Genomic DNA, 19,428 nt, shown 5'->3' on the forward strand with positions numbered 1-19,428 from the left:
TTTTTGAGGCACATCTCGCCTTATTTTGCAAACACCCCGCATCATTCTCTAAGAATTGAGATTTTTTGTTAAAAAATAAAAACAGAGATTTACAAAATAATCAAAAAGAGATAAGTTGCATATTAAATACAATTTATAAAAATTCACAATAAACTGAAAATTTTTCAGGAGCAATTATGTTAGATGCACAAACTATCGCGACAATTAAATCGACCATCCCTCTCATTGCTAAAACAGGCCCTGCATTAACCGCCCACTTTTATGACCGAATGTTCTCTCGCCATCCAGAATTGAAAGATATTTTCACCATGAGCCATCAAAGCAGTGGTGCGCAACGCGAAGCCTTATTTAATGCGATATGCGCTTATGCGGCGAACATTGAAAATTTAGCCACCATATTGCCTGCCGTTGAGAAAATTGCACAAAAACATGCCAGTTTAAATATTCTTCCTGAGCACTATCCCATCGTCGGCGAAAATTTATTAGCAACAATTGATGAGATGTTTAATCCTGGGCAAGAAGTATTAGATGCTTGGGGTGCCGCTTATCAAGTATTGGCAGATGTCTTTATCAATCGTGAAGAACAAATTTATCAGCAAAAAGAACAAACAAACGGGGGTTGGAGAGGATTACGGAACTTTAAAGTTAAACATAAAGTAAAACAAAGTGATGTCATTACCAGTTTTGAATTAGAGCCTGAAGATGGACTTGCTGTTACTTCTTATCAAGCTGGGCAATATTTAAGCCTTTATATCCGTAATGAGCGCCTTGAAAATCAAGAAATACGTCAATATTCATTAACTCAATCATCAAATAATAAAACCTATCGCATTGCAGTAAAACGCGAAGAGAAAGGTATTTTATCGAATTTTCTTCATGACCATATTCAAGAAGGTGACACTTTACAAGCTGCCGCACCAGGGGGCGATTTCTATTTAGATATATCACCAACAACACCGGTAACCTTAATTTCAGCAGGTGTAGGTTTAACTCCAATGCTGTCTATGTTGCACACACTTTCAGCTCATCAAGCTAATATTAATTGGTTACATGCGGCTGAGCATGGTGGTGTCCATGCGTTTAAAGATGAAGTTAATCAAGTTGGCAATCAACTTTCACACTATCAACAAGCGATATGGTATCGCACGCCACGCACTGAAGATGTACAAAATAAAGATTATCAATTCGAAGGCTTAATGACATTAAAACAAGTTGAAGATTGGCTAACTATTCCTGATATGCATTTCTATTTTTGTGGTCCATTACCTTTTATGCAATCTGTTGCTAAACAACTTATTGAACTAGGTATTAATAGTGAAAAACTTCATTATGAATGTTTTGGTCCTCATGCTGTTATTACACAAGACTTACAATAAAAATACCTTCATTAACGTTCAATTTTAAATTGAATAAAAAAGCGCTGGTTATATTTATCAGCGCTTTTCTTGGTTATTTTACTGCCTTTTTATGGTCGATATTTATTTTCAATCGCAGCAGGAATAACATGATCTTTAGCAGAAAAACCGTACCAAATAACACTAATTAAACAGAGCGTATAACCAAATAGTTCACTACCCTCTTCCACCATATTTTTAACGGCGCGGTTATAATCTTCACCCAATAATTTATGCCAAAGTATTCCCATTCCAAATAGACGAGAGAACAGTAAAATACATAACAGGCCAGCAACTAACATCCCATGGCTAGGGTGAGTAATAAAGTGGATTAAGCCTTTCAACGTTCTCTTGCCTTCTCTAATTGCGATAGCAATACAAATAAATGTCACCGTTAGAGCAAACCAAACCCAAGAGCCGTGTGCTATCTGATCAAAAACGCCATCTAACTCACGAATTAAAATACACAAGAAAAAGCCCATAATAAGTGTGAACGCTCCCCGTTGTTCACTGTTTTGACATGCTTTAATAAAAAAGAATAAGCAAATAATGGCGACGATGATTTCTTGGCCTAATTCAGTTACTGACGTTTCAGAAATACCATTATCAAGAACCAAAATATCAAGAAAAATAAATCCCGTAGTGATGGCGATTAACACTGCTGCACATAAAAATAAAGCGAGACGCTTTAATAAATAATTAAACATTATTTTGCCCATACCTTAATAATTTTTTAATGTCGATGATGATAACTTTACTTAAAAGTTATTGAATAACATTTTGTGCCTTAAAATTTATAAAAAGCAGTAAAATAAATTGCTCAGCATCTTCAATAGACTTCTATAAGATATAAATAGCATTATAGGCAAAACATTAAAAAATGAATTATGCGCAAGAAAAAGAAAAAGCCCGATATTTTGATTAAAAATATCGGGCTTTAATAAAAATGAATAATATAAATATTTAGCTTAAGTTTAATTAATTACTAATAACTTAACTAAATAGCCTCTTCGTCTTGTTCGCCAGTGCGAATACGAATAACACGACTCACATCGAATACAAAAATCTTACCATCACCAATTTTACCTGTTTGTGCCGTTGTCATAATTGTATCTACACAAGTTTCAACAATTTCATCAGAGACAATAATTTCAATCTTCACTTTAGGTAAAAAGTCGACCATGTATTCAGCACCGCGGTAAAGCTCAGTATGCCCTTTTTGGCGACCAAAGCCTTTCACTTCTGTTACGGTCATTCCCGTGATACCCACTTCGCCGAGTGCTTCTCTTACATCATCTAATTTAAACGGCTTAATTATCGCTTCAATTTTTTTCATCGTATTATCCTGCTATTACCAGTTGTGGCGACCAAAACCGCTTGTAATTGGGTATCTGCGATCTTTACCAAAATTACGACTTGTAATACGTGGCCCAACAGGGGCTTGACGTCGCTTGTATTCATTAATATCGACTAATTTTATCACTTTACGGACTGTCGCTTCATCAAATCCAGCCGCAACTAAATCAGATACAGATTTATCTTGCTCAACATAACCCTCAAGGATCGCATCCAAAATATCATAAGGAGGCAAATTATCTTGATCTGTTTGTCCCGGTGCAAGTTCTGCTGATGGCGGTCTATCAATAACACGCTGAGGAATAGCAGGCGAAAGCGTATTACGATATTTAGAAAGCTCAAAAACCAATGTTTTAGGCACATCTTTTAGTACATCAAAACCACCAGCCATATCACCATACAATGTGGAATAACCCACGGCTGATTCACTTTTATTGCTTGTAGTTAACACTAAACGGCGGCGTTTATTCGACATTGCCATTAAAATAACAGCGCGACAACGTGCTTGTAGATTTTCTTCTGTAGTATCTGCGGCAGTATCTTTAAACATAGGTGCAAGCTGCGCCATAAAAGCATCAAACATGGGTTCAATAGAAACCGTATCAAACTCAACACCTAATAAATCGGCTTGTTCTTTAGCATCATGAATACTCATTTCTGATGTATAACGAAATGGCATCATAACAGCTTGAACACTCTCTTTGCCTAAGGCATCAGCTGCGATAGCAACGGTTAACCCAGAGTCAATACCACCAGATAACCCTAGAATTGCCCCTTTAAAACCGTTCTTAGTGACGTAATCACGCGTTGCAAGCACTAATGCTTGATAAACTTGCGCTAAAGGTGAAAGTTCCGGAGCAGGATCTGCCATTGGAATAATGTTTAATTCGTCGAATTCAACAATAGTAGTCTGTTCATCAAATGCAGCTAAACGATGTGTAATAGCACCCCGTTCATCAAATACTTTTGAGCAGCCATCAAATACCAACTCATCCTGACCACCAATTTGGTTAAGATAAATCACTGGAAGGTGTGTTCTTTGGCAATGTTCTTTAATTAGCTGTGTACGAACATGCGGTTTTTCACGATTATAAGGTGAAGCATTAATAGATAGAACGAGATCGGCACCCGCTTGTTTTAATGCATCAATAGGTTCATTGATCCAAATATCTTCACAAATTAACAAACCTAGGTGATAACCTTTAAACGGTACCACACAACGTTCATTTCCTTGTTGGAAATAACGCTTCTCATCAAACACACCATAATTAGGTAATTGCTGTTTGAAATAACGCGCTTGTAATTCACCTTTATAGAAAAATGAAAGTGCGTTATAAATTTTGCCGTTTTGCCACCAAGGATGTCCAACAACAATCGCTATTTTTTTGCTTGCTTGTTCTAAACGCGTAAGTTGTGTTTCACAACGCTGTTGGAAATCAGGACGAAATAGCAGATCTTCAGGAGAGTAACCGCATAAAGCCAATTCAGAAAACATGACCAGATCGGCCTCTTCTTGTGCTTTAACGGTAGATAACATGCGCTCGCAGTTACCTTCAATATCACCAACAACCCAATTAAGTTGAGCCATGGCGAGTTTTAGTTTACGACTCATAAAAATTAGTCTCTCCGCTATCTTCCGCATAAAAAGAAAGTTAGTTTAAAAATATATTCGTTATCTGAAAAGATTATTCTTTAAAATCATTAGCATCTAGCTCATGACGAGATAACAATTTATAAAACTCAGTTCGATTGCGCCCAGCCATACGTGCAGCTTGGGTCACATTGCCTTTTGTCATTTGCAAAAGCTTTCTCAAATAGGTCATTTCAAAATGTCCTCTTGCTTCTGCAAATGTGGGCAGCGCCGTATTTTCACCTTGTAAGGCCTGTGTTACAAGCGCTTCACTAATCACGGGGGCTGTTGTTAACGCAACACATTGCTCAATAACGTTAACCAATTGACGCACATTACCCGGCCAGCTTGCTGTCATTAAGCATTTCATCGCATCCGTTGAAAAGCTTCGAACAAAAGGTTTATGGCGTTTAGCAGACTCTCTCAATAAGTGATTAGCAAGAATAGGAATATCTTCAGCTCTCTCACTTAATGTTGGAATACGTAAATTAACCACATTTAAACGATAGAACAGATCTTCACGAAATTCATTACGTTCCATCGCCTTAGGTAAATCACGATGCGTTGCAGAAAGGATACGTACATCAATATCAATATCGCGATTACTGCCTAATGGACGAACTTTTCGCTCTTGTAAAACACGCAATAATTTGACTTGCAATGCCATTGGCATGTCGCCAATTTCATCTAAAAATAGTGTGCCACCTTCGGCTGCCTGAAATAATCCTTCACGACTACTCACAGCTCCTGTAAAAGCACCTTTCGCATGACCAAATAGTTCAGATTCTAAAAGTTGCTCAGGTAAGGCGCCACAGTTAATAGCAATAAAAGGTTTTTTCGCCCTAGGGCTTGCTCGATGAATGGCTTGAGCAAGGACTTCTTTACCCGTACCACTTTGGCCATTAATAAGCACGCTGACATCTGATTGAGCAACTAGCTTTGCTTGCTCTAATAAACGTAGCATTTGCGGGCTACGCGTCACGATACCTTTTGACCACTCTTCATCTGAAACAATAGTTACAAGTTCCAGAGCTTCATCAATCGCTTTATAAAGTGCGTCTCTATCAACGGGTTTAGTTAAGAAGCTAAATACACCTTGTTGCGTAGCAGCCACGGCATCAGGAATAGAACCATGAGCCGTAAGAATGATCACCGGCATGCCGGGCTGTTGGCGTTGTATCTCAGCAAACAGCGCCATACCGTCCATTTCATCCATTCGGAGATCACTGATAACAAGATCTATTTTTTCTTTTAAGAGAAGTTTTAGTGCTTCTTGCCCACTTTCAGCGGTGAAGATATGAAAACCTTCACTTGTTAATCGCATACCAAGTAACTTTAATAACCCAGGATCGTCATCGACAAGTAAAAGATTTGCTGATTTATGGCCAGCCATGCACATTCTCCTTATTTAGATCCTGCTTCAGTCGGTTTTGAGCTTTGTATGTCAGTGTTAGTTTTGACTGGCTCTGGTTTTACCGCCTCAGGTTTTGTAGATTCTGATTTTGAAGGCTCTGGTTTAACCGCTGTTACAGAAGGTTGTTTTTCCTCACCCTTGGGCTTCTCTGTTATCGATTGCGTCGAAACGGGTTTTTCAGCCGGTTTTTCAACAATTGGTTTTTCAGTAATAGTTTTTTCGGTAACAGGTTTTTCTGTATTCACTTTTTCTGTTTCCGCAGATGCAGCTGTCGCGCTTTCCGCTAAATCTTCATTTTGCGATAGCGAATCAACAGAGCCACTCTGTTTTCTATTCGATAACTGCCGTTCAATTTGGGTAAGGCTTTCAAGCTTTTTCAGTGTGACACTTAGTTCATGCTGTAATGCGTTATTCTCTTTTTTTAGCGCATCAATTTTATTATCTGTTTCTGTAGTTAAACGACGATAACGATTCTTTTCTTCTGCTAAAGAAAGAATGAGCGTTTGGTTCTCAATCCATGTCGATAATAGAACTCGCATAGAACTCGGAAATTGTAATTTATAGCTTTCTAATAATACTAATTGTGTTCGGCGATCGGCAATCGTCACTCCAGCACGCTCTAATAAAATACTTTTATAAAATGCATCATCCCACCCAGTAACAACAATACTGTTTGCTTGGCGTTGTGCTTCCGTTGTCATTATGCGGTTTGTACATTCAATGGCTCGTAACCAATAAAGTGCGTTATTGATACCTTCATCATAAAATGAGCTTAATGTTTTACATTCAGCCCAACGATAATCAATCGTTTTTTGTTTAACAACAGGGATTTCTGGCTCTGGCTCTTGTGCCTCAGTTAGTGACTTTGGTGTACATCCAGAAAGAACCAGTGGAAACATAATAAACAAGAAACACTGCTTCCAATTTAATGCGATTTTTCTAATTGATGCAGGGGCCATAGATAACAATTCAATACCAAGCATCTTCTTATTTATTTTTTTATACTCATGATGAGGAGATGCTTGTTTTTGTGACCTGATATGCATTATTTAATCTCAGAAAGTAGCGGTAATTCAATACGAAAACAGACATCGGCATAGTCAGAAGGAACAACACTTAATTCACCTTCCATTCTCTTGATACAGTCATGAGCAATACTTAAACCTAAACCACTTCCTTTTACTGCCCCTTTGCGTAGCAAAGATCCTTGGAAGAAGGGTTCAAAAATCATTTTTTGTTCAGATTCAGGAATAGGTGTTCCTTTATTGGCTATATCAATAACTATTTTCTGTTCAACTTGATAACTAGAGATCCAGATATTACCTGATTCAGCACCATAGTGCACCGCATTCGAGTAGAGATTGTCGATAACTCGTGATAATAATGTTGCTTCTGCTCGACAAGTGGTTAGATTAAGTGAAATTATCGTTTTAATATCTTTAGCTCTCGCAGGTAAACTGTGGGCTAATACCACATCATTCACTAATTGAGTCAAGTTAATTTCTTCAATTTGCTGAGGAACTTCAGAAAGTTTACGATTATAATCAAGTAGTTGTTCAATTAATAACTGTAACTGCTTACTGCTATTATCGAGAATTGAGACGACTTCTTTTTGATCTAGAGTTAAAGGACCCGCAACTTCATCCGCTAATAATTCCGTACCTTCTCGCATACTGGCTAACGGTGTTTTCAACTCATGAGAAATATGACGCAAAAATTCATGACGTTGCGATTCAAGCCATGCTAAACGCTCACTTAACCAAATAATACGTTGTGCTAATGAACGTAGTTCTCGTGGCCCTTGGAAAGTATCTAAATTATTACTAAGTGTTCGACCTTCACCTAATCGATTGATCATCTTTTCAATCCCTTTAACAGGGCCAATAATCATTCGAGTAAATAGCGCAATGAGGATCAGGCTGAAAACAAAAACGATAAGACTTTGCCAACCGAAATAGCGCCCTTTCTCAGCAATTGCCATCTGGAGTTGTTCGCCACGGCTAAAAATAATCTCTTTAGTTAATACAACAATACGGTTATTGGCATAAGAGAACTGCTCTAGGGCTTGTTGCATCTCTTTTGTGGGTTCGCTACTTTCGCATTGAATGGATTTTAGTTTTTCAAGAGAGGTATTAAGCACATTCGCTTCTTTAGAGGCAGAAAGAGGAATAATGGTTTGTTGTAATGTCGAGAAGAGTTTGGTGTATTGCTGGTAGCGTTGCTGATACATATCATCATCGGTTTTATCCCGTAAAACACAATATCGACGATAGTTTCCTTCCATTTCAATCGCTAGATTTCGCATCACTTCACTACGTTCAGTATCTGCAAGTGCATTTTTATTAGTAATAGCTGCCTGATTACTTAGTTGATCAAGACTTTGATAGGCCTGATAAGCAAGTACAAGTAAAGGTAATAGCACCATCCAAAATGCCATTATCACAAGCTGTCTTAAAGAACGAGGGAAAATACGCCACTTTTTCAATGAAATCATCTCAACACCTATTAGAGTAATGCGATGCTACATGACTTGATAACAAGAAAAAAGTCCGACATTGGGAAAATCAGGCATAGAGAACAAACACAAACGAGGAAATTTGACAGGCTCTAGAAGTGGGAGAGCGGAATATCTTATTGAGATATTCCGCTCGTCAATATTTCATCTCTTTTTTCTCTAAAAGAGAATGAAGGTGGTGCCTCACTCCACGTGTCGCCCTGTGTTTGATAAGGTCCGAAGACGAGTATCATGATGTTGGACGGTAGGCACCTTACTCTGGCGTCATTCCTGGCTTATGTGGTATGTTCCCACCCATATTGTGGACCGACATAAAAAGTTGAATGAGCAACTGATTTATATAATGCACAAGGCGTGCCAACTTTTAAAAAATAAATATAACAAGTTGAAAAATAATAAAAAATAAAAATAAACCTCTACTATTTTATTTATAGCTCTTTTTTATCTAGTTATAAAATAACCAAGCTGTCTCCATATCCAGACAGAGTTACCCTAAATTTAATAATTACTTATATTTCAAACAATTAAATGTCGCCAAAAAGAGACACCAAAAACAACATGTGTCGTCTTTTTTACATATCAATGAAATAAAGCCTCTAGCAATGTAGAGGCTTTATGTGTTTATCACTAAGATAGTTTTACATTTGATTAATCAAATTGTTTTCTTGCATTGCGGAATAAACGCATCCAAGGACTGTCTTCTCCCCAGTTATCTGGATGCCAAGAATTACTAACAGTTCTAAACACTCGTTCTGGGTGAGGCATCATAATGGTTGAACGACCATCTTTTGTAGTGACAGCAGTGATCCCTTTTACAGAGCCATTAGGATTTAATGGATATTGTTCTGTTGGATTACCGTAGTGATCCACAAAACGTAATCCCACTAAATTTTGAGCTTCTAGTTGTGCTAATTGCTCAGCATTACGGAATTCAGCAAAACCTTCACCATGAGAAACAGCAATAGGCATTTGTGAACCCACCATACCTTGTAACAACAATGATGGACTCTCTGTCACTTTCACTAGACTAAAGCGCGCTTCAAAACGCTCTGAGCGGTTGCGAACAAAACGAGGCCATAAGTCTGCGCCCGGAATAAGCTCTGATAATGTTGACATCATTTGGCAACCATTACAGACACCAAGAGATAAGGTATCTTGGCGCTCAAAGAATTGAGCAAACTCATCCCGTAAACGAGAATTAAATAAAATAGACTTAGCCCAACCTTCGCCGGCACCTAATACGTCACCGTAAGAGAATCCACCACAAGCCACCAACACATCAAAATCACTCAATGAACGTCGAGCGGAATGCAAATCACTCATATGAACGTCGATAGCATCAAAACCAGCTCTGTCAAAAGCAGCCGCCATTTCAACATGAGAGTTAACACCTTGCTCCCTTAATACTGCAATACGAGGACGACTCCCTGTTGCAATATAAGGGGCTGCAATATCTTCATTTGGATCAAAGGTTAAATTCACATTTAAACCTGGATCGTTGAGATCTTGTTTTGCCTGATGCTCTTCGTCCGCACACTCTGGATTATCACGTAAGCGTTGCATTTGCCATGTTGTTTCTGCCCACCAAAGACGTAATTTGCTACGCTTTTCATTGTAAACTTCGGTTTCACGGCTTTGGATAATAATGGCGTCATTTTCTGTTGCTTGACCTAAATAATGTAAACAATCCGATAAACCATATTCAGCAAATAATGCTTCTACAGCCTCTTGATGTTCAGCACTAATTTGGATCACACCACCTAGCTCTTCGTTAAAGAGTCCCGCTAAAATATCTTCGTCATAAGCGCTAATATCAACATGTAAGCCACAATGACCTGTAAATGCCATTTCAGCGAGTGTGACAAATAATCCACCATCAGAGCGATCGTGATAGGCCAACAATTTGCCATCATTAACTAATTGTTGCATCACATTGAAAAACTGTTTCAACTGCTCAACATCACGAAGGTCTGCTGCTTTTTGGCCTAATTGACGATAAACTTGCGCTAGTGCCGTTGCACCTAATGCGTTATGACCATTACCCAAATCAATCAAATACAAGCGGTTTCCTGCTTGTGTTGATAATTCAGGTGTCACTGTTTTACGCACATCTTCAACACGAGAGAATGCCGTAATAACTAAAGACAACGGAGAAGTAACCTCTTTGGTTTTTCCATCTTTATCTTGCCAGCGTGTCTTCATTGACATCGAATCTTTACCAACAGGAATAGTAATACCTAACTCTGGGCATAACTCTTCACCAATGGCTTTTACTGCATCATATAAACCCGCATCTTCACCCGGATGACCTGCTGCTGACATCCAGTTAGCGGAAAGCTTAATGCGATTAAGCGCTTCTACATCACAACCTGCCATATTCGTTAGTGCTTCACCAACAGCCATACGTGCAGATGCTGCAAAATCTAACAGTGCGATCGGTGCTCGTTCACCAATAGACATTGCTTCGCCATAATAGCTATCTAATGTTGCTGTGGTAACAGCACAGTTAGCAACAGGAATTTGCCAAGGCCCAACCATCTGATCACGCGCTACCATACCCGTTACAGTGCGGTCACCAATAGTAATTAAGAAGGTTTTTTCAGCAACGGCAGGTAAATGAAGAACACGATAAACAGCATCTTTTAAATCGATATCTTTACGAGAGAGATATTCACCTTCTGTTTTCAGTGATTTTACATCACGCAACATTTTAGGTGCTTTACCTAATAATATGTCTAATGGCATATCAATCGGTTTATTATCAAAGTGTGTATCGTTTAAGACTAATTCACGCTCTTGCGTTGCTTCACCTATAACGGCATAAGGCGCTCTTTCACGCTGACATAATGCATCAAATAGAGGCATTTTTTCTGGCGATACCGCTAACACATAACGTTCTTGAGATTCATTGCACCAGATCTCAAGTGGGCTCATACCCGGTTCATCATTAAGAACATCACGTAATTCAAAACGACCACCACGACCACCATCATTGACTAATTCAGGCATTGCATTAGAAAGACCACCAGCACCAACGTCATGAATAAATAAGATCGGGTTATCGTCACCTAATTGCCAACAACGGTCGATAACTTCTTGGCAACGGCGTTCCATTTCTGGGTTATCACGCTGAACAGAGGCAAAATCTAAATCCGCATCTGATTGACCTGATGTCATAGAAGAGGCAGCACCACCACCAAGACCGATGTTCATTGAAGGCCCGCCAAGTACAATCAACTTAGCACCAACTGTGATTTCACCTTTTTGTACGTGATCTTCACGAATATTACCAATACCACCAGCTAGCATAATAGGTTTATGGTAACCGCGAATTTCAACACCATTGTGGCTATTAACTTGTTCTTCATAGGTTCTGAAATAGCCTAGTAATGCAGGGCGACCGAACTCATTATTAAATGCCGCACCACCTAATGGGCCTTCAGTCATGATATCTAATGCATTAACAATGCGCTCTGGCTTACCAAAATCCTCTTCCCAAGGCTGCTCAAATCCGGGAATACGCAGGTTAGAAACTGAAAATCCAACTAGACCAGCTTTAGGTTTTGCACCACGCCCAGTTGCACCTTCATCTCGAATTTCACCACCAGAACCTGTTGCTGCACCTGGCCAAGGTGAAATAGCCGTTGGATGGTTGTGTGTTTCTACTTTCATCAAGATATGTACAGGTTCTTGATGATAGTGATAATGCCCTTTTTCTGTATCAGGATAAAAACGTCCAGCCACTGAGCCTTCCATTACTGCTGCATTATCTTTATAAGCTGACATGACATAATCAGGTGTTTGCTCAAATGTATTTTTAATCATTTTAAATAATGATTTATCTTGAGCCTTACCATCAATAATCCAATCAGCATTAAATATTTTGTGGCGACAGTGTTCAGAGTTAGCTTGTGCAAACATGTAAAGCTCAACATCTGTTGGATTACGGTGTAAGCGGCTAAACGCATCAACTAAGTAATCAACTTCATCGTCTGCAAGTGCTAACCCCATTTCGATATTCGCTTTTACTAATGCATCTTTGCCTTTTGCAAGCACATCAATAGTTTTTAGTGGTGCAGGAGTTTGCTCGGCAAAAAGTGCATTTACATCTTGATAATTTAAGAAGATGGTTTCCATCATTCGATCATGAATAAAACCATAAAGTTGTTGCCATTGAGTGTCTGTCATCGTACCGCACTCAATAAAGTAGGCGATACCACGTTCAATTCTAACCACCTTGGCTAAACCACAGTTATGTGCAATATCTGTCGCTTTAGAAGACCAAGGTGAAATTGTTCCTGGGCGAGGCGTAACAACTCGCATTTCCCCAACAGGCTCATGTTCTGTTAATGAAGGCCCATAATGCAGTAATTGACGTAATTTAATTTGATCATCTTCAGATAACTGCCCTTCCACTTTCGCGAAATGGACAAATTCCGCGTATATACCTTGTACAGGAAGATCATGTTCCTGACATAGAGTGAGTAATTTATTAATACGAAATGCGGATAAAGCGGGGGAGCCACGCAGGATTTCCATAGTATTGAGTTCTCTCTTTTAGCAGCTAACCTGATCAATCATTCAGGGGAAACGAGCCTAGTATAATAGAATAACCGCTCAGACGAAACCGTTTGCGTGAACAAAATAACGGCATTTGACTTAGAGTGTTTTAATGATTAATTGGTGTAATCAAGTTGCGTCTTGCCAATATGTTAAGCAAAATGCTCGATTACTGGAAATTTATCCATGTTAAAATGACGATTTTACACACAAAAACAAACAACGTTAACGAGAACCAACCTATTGAATAATATAAGGATAAACTATTTCGTTATCGTTATCATAGCGCTCTTTTCAGCGGCTATTATCGCGTTGAATATTACATGGCCAGATAGGCAAAAAGCGCAGATAAATAAGATTTTATCTCGTGGTGAGTTAAGAATTAGTACGATACCTTCACCATTGATAACGATGAACGATAAAAAGGACCCCGTAGGTTTCGATTATGAATTAGTGAAACGCTTTGCAGATTACCTAGGCGTGAAACTTGTCGTTAATATGCGGACAAATATCAACCAAATGTTTGATGATCTGGAGAATAATAAAGCTGACTTTATCGCTGCCGGATTACTTTACAATAAAGAAAGATTAGAAACGACACGCAGTGGCCCTGCTTACTTTTCAGTTTCTCAACAGCTTATTTACCGTAAAGGAACATTAAGACCACGTAGCTTTGATGCGTTAGATGGGCGCCTTGTAGTCACTGCTGGCTCTGCTCATGCAAGTTTATTGCGAACATTAAAAGAGACGCAATATCCCGAGCTTGAATGGGAAGAATCAGATAATCAGACAACCTCACAACTGCTAGAAGCATTATCGGAAGGCAAAATAACCTATGTATTAGCAGACTCAATCAGTGTTGCTGTACAACAGCGCATTCATCCTAATGTTGCCGTAGGATTTGAAGTCACTGAAAGCCGTCCACTAACATGGTATCTGCCAGATGGCGAAGATAATAGCTTATATGCAGCGATGCTTGATTACTTTAATCAATTATCTCAAGAAGATGTATTAGCAAGACTTGAAGAAAAGTATTTTGGCCATGTAGGCTCGTTTGATTACTTCGATACTATCTCTTTTATTACAGCGATAGATTCTATTTTGCCAAATTATCAGCCCCTTTTTGAAAAGTATGCAGATACCTTCGATTGGCGCTTATTGGCAGCGATGGCATGGCAAGAATCACATTGGGATCCTCATGCTACATCACCAACTGGTGTTAGAGGATTGATGATGTTGACTCGCCCTACTGCATCAAGTATGGGCGTTACTGACAGGCTTGATCCTGAAGAGAGTGTTCGAGGAGGAGCGCAATACCTTAAACATCTTCTTTCGCGCTTACCCGATTCTATCCCTGAAGATGAAAGAATTTGGTTTGCATTAGCAGCATATAATATGGGATTTGGTCATATGCTTGATGCCAGAAGGCTTACTGAGCAACAAAATGCCGATCCTGACAGTTGGTTAGATGTAAAATCAAGATTACCACTACTTAGCCAAAAGAAATATTATGCTGACCTCCCTTACGGCTATGCCAGAGGCCATGAGGCTTATCGCTACGTTGAAAACATTCGACGATATCAGCTCAGCCTTGTCGGCTACCTTCAAGCCAAAGAGAGCAAAAACAAAATATTATCTAAAGATAAAGAGAGTGATAACGATGAAGAACAAGAAAGATCATCATTGTCATTAACTCAAGATATGGCTTATCAATAATTTTTGTAATTAAAAACAGCCTATTAAACAACATAGCCTCTTTTATAGAGGCTTATTTATTTCCTTTCTACTATTCAAAAAATCACACCAACCATTAAAGCAACCCCCAAATTAATATTTTCTTAATATTAAAAATTGTTACATTTTTTCATCCTGTTTTTTATCCAAAATAGGAAAAACACATGTGTTAAAAAATGTAACACTCATTAGCTAAAACACTCAGCCAATGAGTAAATCGTATTTAAAATGACCCAAGTAGTCATTTTAAGACTATCAGAATAAGTGAAATATAAGAAAAAATTAACTTAAATACGTAGGAATTATCTCATTAGTTATTATTCATTTTATGATTATTATTTTTGGAGAAACTTTTTTTGCAATAAAAATTAACCTAAACATGCCTTTATTAACATCTAACCTATTGAGTTATATATATTATTATAATCTATAATTGATTTTATTAATTTTCTTAACCTAATGTTAATAACATTACTTTTTGTAAAGTTAAAGTAATGTTAATTATATTGTCTATTAAATTTATCTGCCTGATAAAATTTTTCACCCATAAACTGAGTAATAAAAAGAATAAACCTACATAAAACTCTATTAATATGGAATAAGCAAGATTAAATATGAAAATTGCGGAAATCAACAAAACGTTATATCAAATAGAGAGCCTTTATTGATATCATATAAACCAGTCATTATTCGAAACAACTCGAAATATAATGCAAATCAATTTTTATATTCCGACATTAATATTATTTTTCTATAAATAATAATACGCACGATCTTCAAGGGATTATCTATAATGAAACTGAGTAAAATTGCTTTAGCGGCTGCTTTAGTATTTGGTATTAATTCTGTTGCAACTGCTGAAACTCCTGCACCAAAAGTTGGCGCAACTAAAGGCGAAATTCAATTAAAAGGTGAAATTGTTAATTCAGCTTGTGGATTAGCAGCTTCTTCAAGTCCTGTTATTGTTGATTTCAGTGAAATCCCAACTTCTGCATTAGCAAATATGCAGAAAGCAGGTAACGTTAAAAAAGATATCGAATTACAAGACTGTGATACTACCGTAGCAAAAACAGCGACTGTTAGCTATACACCAAGTGTTGTTAATGCAACAAATAAAGACTTAGCATCTTTCGTATCTGGCTCAGCTTCTGGCGCAGGTATTGGCTTAATGGATGCAGGTAGCAAGTCAGTAAAATGGAACACAGCAACAACACCAGTACAATTAGTTAATGGTGTTTCTAAGATCCCATTCGTTGCTTACGTTCAAGCTGAATCAGCAGACGCTACTGTAACTCCAGGTGAATTCCAAGCCGTTATCAACTTCCAAGTTGATTATCAGTAATCGTTTTATTTATTTAAATTAATTAAATAATAGATTAATTACTGCATTAACGCAGAGGACTTCCTCTGCGTTAAATTTGATAAAACACTTCAATTTAATAAAAATAAAATAAAAAGTAATTAAATAAATATTCATTATTTAATTAGTTTTTATTTAATTAATAATTAGGCGTTTATTCATGTTAATTTCTTTTTTTCACAGCACAATATGGAAAAACATTTGTGCCATTTTGCTATTGTGCTTAGCGTTTTTCGCTCAAGCCGAGCAAGATGATTCTGTGGAATTTAACATTCACATGTTAGATGCCGAAGACAGAGATAATGTCGATTTATCTCGTTTTGCAACTTCTAATTACATTCTTCCGGGTATGTACTACTTAGATATCCGTATAAATGGTCGTGACTTCCCTCGCCAAAACATTAATTATGTTGAAGTAAAACCTAATTACTCCATCGCTTGTATTGACCCTACTCTTCTAAAAAAATTAACAGTTAACGAAGAAAATCAAAAATTTATCGAAGAAATCTCACCTGATTGTTTCGATATTAGTCAATTACCGGGTATCTCTATCAAAAATGATGGCGGTATTCTTGATATTGTTATGCCTCGCTCATTAATGAAATATGAAGATACGGATTGGACCCCCCCTGAATTGTGGGATTCTGGTGTCTCCGGGCTATTAGTTGACTATACCTTAACAGGTACATCAACTCGACCGAATAAAGGCAATAATAACAACTCATTGACAGGTTATGGACAAGCTGGAATTAATTTTGGTGAATGGCGACTACGTGCTGAATATCAAGGAAACTATTCATCTGAATATTCATCAAATAATAGCTTTGATTGGAATCAGCTTTACGCCTATAAACCATTACCTAACCAAGCAGCAAAACTAACGCTGGGTGAAACTTATTTAAACTCTCAAGTCTTTGATAGTTTTCGTTTTACAGGTGCCAATATAAAAAGTGATGAAAGAATGTTGCCACCCTCTTTGCAAGGTTATGCACCTGAAATCCACGGCATTGCAAACACCAATGCGAAAGTAACTGTAACGCAAAATGGTCGCTTAATTTATGAAACCACAGTACCTGCTGGCCCTTTTGTTATTAAACATTTACAAGACACAGTACAAGGTCAATTAAATGTTAGAGTTGAAGAACAAAACGGTAAGGTAAACGAATTCCAAGTACAGACCGCCAATCTACCTTATATGACTCGTCCTGGCTCTGTGCGTTATAACACATCAATGGGTCAGTCATCGCTCAACAACCATAAAATGCAAGGCCCTATTTTTTATCAAGGTGATTTTTCATGGGGTATGAACAACACATGGTCATTGTATGGCGGAGTTTTGTTGACGGCTAAAGATTACAATGCATGGTCATTAGGCTTAGGTCACGATATGGGCCGTTTAGGTACTCTTTCAGGTGATATTACTCAGTCTTATAGCAAAACTTATGATGATGAGAATATCAACGGGATGTCATTCAAACTGAACTACGCTAAAACATTCGATGAATACCATAGTACGATTACTTTTGCGGGTTACCGATTTTCAGAGAAAACATTCCGGTCTTTCTCTCAATATATAGATGAACGTTATAACGATATTAATAACAATGGTTATGAAAAAGAGATGTATACCATTACAGGCAACAAAACTTTTTGGGCTGATGATATTGAAAAATCGACAACACTTTACCTCTCTTATCGACACCAAAACTATTGGGATAAAAATACACAAGAACAATATGGTGTTACGGTAAGTCGTAATTTTTCTATTATGGGTATAGAGCAGATTAATACTAATTTATCTGCATTCCGTACTCAGCATAAAGGAAATACAGATGATAGTATTTCTTTTAATATTTCAGTTCCATTAGGAAGTGGCAAAAGCATTGGTTATAGCCTGCAAGACAGTAATGGAAAAGTGAACCAAATGGCCTCTTATTCTGATAATAGCAATTATAATAATCTATGGCGTGTTCGTGCTGGTTTAAGTTCCGACAATAAAGCCAATACTGATGGTTATTATCAACATCGTTCGCAATATGCAGAAATTAATGCTAATGCAAGTTATCAACAAGATAATTATGTTGCAGTAGGTGCAACAGTTAAAGGCGGATTTACAGCAACGCGCCATGGTGCGGCATTACATAGTAGTAGCATGACATCAAGTACTGCCCGCATGATGGTTGATACAGACGGGGTTGCAGGCGTGCCATTTAATAATCAAAGCACCACTACAAACCTATTTGGTATCGGTGTATTAACTGACTTAACTAGTTATAACAATGTTGATGCTCGTATTGATGTTGATAAAATGGATTCAGATATTGAAACACACAAAGCCATTACTTCTGCAACATTAACAGAAGGTGCGATTGGCTATTATAAATTCCCTGTTCGCCAAGGTGAGCGCCTAATGGCCATCTTACAAACTGTCGATCAAAAATACCCACCATTTGGTGCCGAAGTCACCAATAAAAACGGTGAAAATATGGGAATGGTGATGGAAGATGGTTTAGTTTATATCGCCGGTGTTAACCTTAATGAATCATTAAACGTGATCTGGGGTGGTAAAACCCAGTGTACGATTACAATTCCAGCGGCAATTAACGATCCACTAAAACGTGAATTGTTATTATGTCAGGGATTTTAATGAACAAAATGAATTACTAGAGATAATTGTATGAACTCATTCAACACACTCAAAACGCTTTTTTGTGGCTCATTAATTGCACTCAGCATAGTGAGTACAACTCAAGCGGGCGTGTCATTAGATAGAACTCGTATTGTATTAACAGGTAGTGAGAATTCAGCTAGCGTAAACCTAAAAAATACTAGCCCTGACATTCCTTTTTTAGCTCAATCATGGGTTGAAAATGAACACGGCCAAAAAATTGCCTCTCCTTTAGTGGCGTTGCCACCTTTGCAACGTCTTGATGGTGACCAAAAAGGGGTTGTTAGAATAACCAAAACAGCAGAAATTGGACTTTTACCACAAGACAGAGAATCACTGTTCTATTTAAATGTGCGTGAAATTCCACCAGCACCCAAACAAGCTAACGTGTTACAAATGGCAATGCAGTCTCGCATTAAATTATTTTACCGACCAACTGCCATTATTCCTGAAAAGCCAGGAATGATTTGGCAAGACCAGTTGGTGTTTAAAAAACAAGGTAATCAATTTATTGCTGAAAACCCAACACCTTATTACATCACCATTATAGGGCTTTCCAATAAACTGAATGGTGAAGATAGCGATAAGTTAACCACATTCCCTGGTTTAATGGTTGCACCTAAATCATCACTGGAAATTCCAGTTAAAACCAATGGCGTCAATCAATTTTACATGATGTATGTAAATGACTACGGTGGACATCCAGAATTGAAGTTTGTTTGCCAAAAAAATAGCTGTACAGTGGCACCGAAAGAACAACAACCAAAATACTAATTAACTTGACGCCGGTAGGAATA

Annotated in this window: 12 protein-coding genes; 5 read left to right on the forward strand and 7 right to left on the reverse strand. The window is 37.8% G+C overall.

Going from position 1 to position 19,428, the window contains the following annotated elements; translation table 11 throughout:
* The first annotated feature begins 176 nt into the window (after nucleotides 1–176).
* Nucleotides 177–1,376 (forward strand): NO-inducible flavohemoprotein, encoded by a 1,200-nt coding sequence (hmpA, locus tag GTH25_RS12160; protein ID WP_099659375.1) that lies wholly within the window; start codon nucleotides 177–179, stop codon nucleotides 1,374–1,376.
* An 89-nt stretch (nucleotides 1,377–1,465) separates the two neighbouring features.
* On the opposite strand, the gene GTH25_RS12165 is transcribed toward hmpA, so the two are convergent.
* The 7 genes from GTH25_RS12165 to purL form a co-directional block, all read right to left on the reverse strand.
* On the reverse strand, nucleotides 1,466–2,113 hold the full coding sequence (locus GTH25_RS12165) for a hypothetical protein (protein WP_075670462.1): 648 nt from the start codon (nucleotides 2,111–2,113) through the stop codon (nucleotides 1,466–1,468).
* A 278-nt stretch (nucleotides 2,114–2,391) separates the two neighbouring features.
* Nucleotides 2,392–2,730, reverse strand: coding sequence for a nitrogen regulatory protein P-II (glnB, locus tag GTH25_RS12170; protein WP_075670460.1), 339 nt, complete (start codon nucleotides 2,728–2,730; stop codon nucleotides 2,392–2,394).
* 15 nt (nucleotides 2,731–2,745) lie between these two features.
* Nucleotides 2,746–4,362 (reverse strand): NAD+ synthase, encoded by a 1,617-nt coding sequence (locus GTH25_RS12175; protein ID WP_075670458.1) that lies wholly within the window; start codon nucleotides 4,360–4,362, stop codon nucleotides 2,746–2,748.
* Nucleotides 4,363–4,435: 73 nt separating this feature from the next.
* Nucleotides 4,436–5,773, reverse strand: coding sequence for a two-component system response regulator GlrR (gene glrR, locus GTH25_RS12180; RefSeq protein ID WP_075670456.1), 1,338 nt, complete (start codon nucleotides 5,771–5,773; stop codon nucleotides 4,436–4,438).
* 11 nt (nucleotides 5,774–5,784) lie between these two features.
* The gene (qseG, locus tag GTH25_RS12185; RefSeq protein ID WP_075670454.1) at nucleotides 5,785–6,840 is read right to left on the reverse strand and encodes a two-component system QseEF-associated lipoprotein QseG; all 1,056 of its coding nucleotides are present in this window, start codon (nucleotides 6,838–6,840) and stop codon (nucleotides 5,785–5,787) included.
* A complete protein-coding gene (locus GTH25_RS12190; RefSeq protein WP_075670452.1) occupies nucleotides 6,840–8,288 on the reverse strand; it encodes a sensor histidine kinase in 1,449 nt (482 codons plus the stop codon). Before GTH25_RS12190 ends, qseG begins: the two co-directional genes overlap by 1 nt.
* 669 nt (nucleotides 8,289–8,957) lie before the next feature.
* On the reverse strand, nucleotides 8,958–12,848 hold the full coding sequence (gene purL / locus GTH25_RS12195) for a phosphoribosylformylglycinamidine synthase (RefSeq protein ID WP_164530600.1): 3,891 nt from the start codon (nucleotides 12,846–12,848) through the stop codon (nucleotides 8,958–8,960).
* A gap of 264 nt (nucleotides 12,849–13,112) precedes the next feature.
* Here purL and mltF point away from each other — a divergent pair, with 264 nt between their 5' ends.
* The 4 genes from mltF to GTH25_RS12215 all read left to right on the forward strand — a co-directional run bounded on the left by mltF (nucleotide 13,113) and on the right by GTH25_RS12215 (nucleotide 19,405).
* Nucleotides 13,113–14,585, forward strand: coding sequence for a membrane-bound lytic murein transglycosylase MltF (mltF, locus tag GTH25_RS12200; RefSeq protein ID WP_075670448.1), 1,473 nt, complete (start codon nucleotides 13,113–13,115; stop codon nucleotides 14,583–14,585).
* Between the two features lie 811 nt (nucleotides 14,586–15,396).
* Entirely contained in the window at nucleotides 15,397–15,945 is a 549-nt protein-coding gene (locus GTH25_RS12205) for a fimbrial protein (RefSeq protein ID WP_075670446.1), read from the forward strand.
* A 178-nt stretch (nucleotides 15,946–16,123) separates the two neighbouring features.
* Nucleotides 16,124–18,610, forward strand: coding sequence for a fimbria/pilus outer membrane usher protein (locus GTH25_RS12210; RefSeq protein ID WP_164530601.1), 2,487 nt, complete (start codon nucleotides 16,124–16,126; stop codon nucleotides 18,608–18,610).
* A 30-nt stretch (nucleotides 18,611–18,640) separates the two neighbouring features.
* On the forward strand, nucleotides 18,641–19,405 hold the full coding sequence (locus GTH25_RS12215) for a fimbrial biogenesis chaperone (protein ID WP_075673677.1): 765 nt from the start codon (nucleotides 18,641–18,643) through the stop codon (nucleotides 19,403–19,405).
* The last annotated feature ends 23 nt before the right edge of the window (nucleotides 19,406–19,428 follow it).

The sequence above is a fragment of the Proteus terrae subsp. cibarius genome (assembly GCF_011045835.1).
Classification (GTDB): domain Bacteria; phylum Pseudomonadota; class Gammaproteobacteria; order Enterobacterales; family Enterobacteriaceae; genus Proteus; species Proteus cibarius.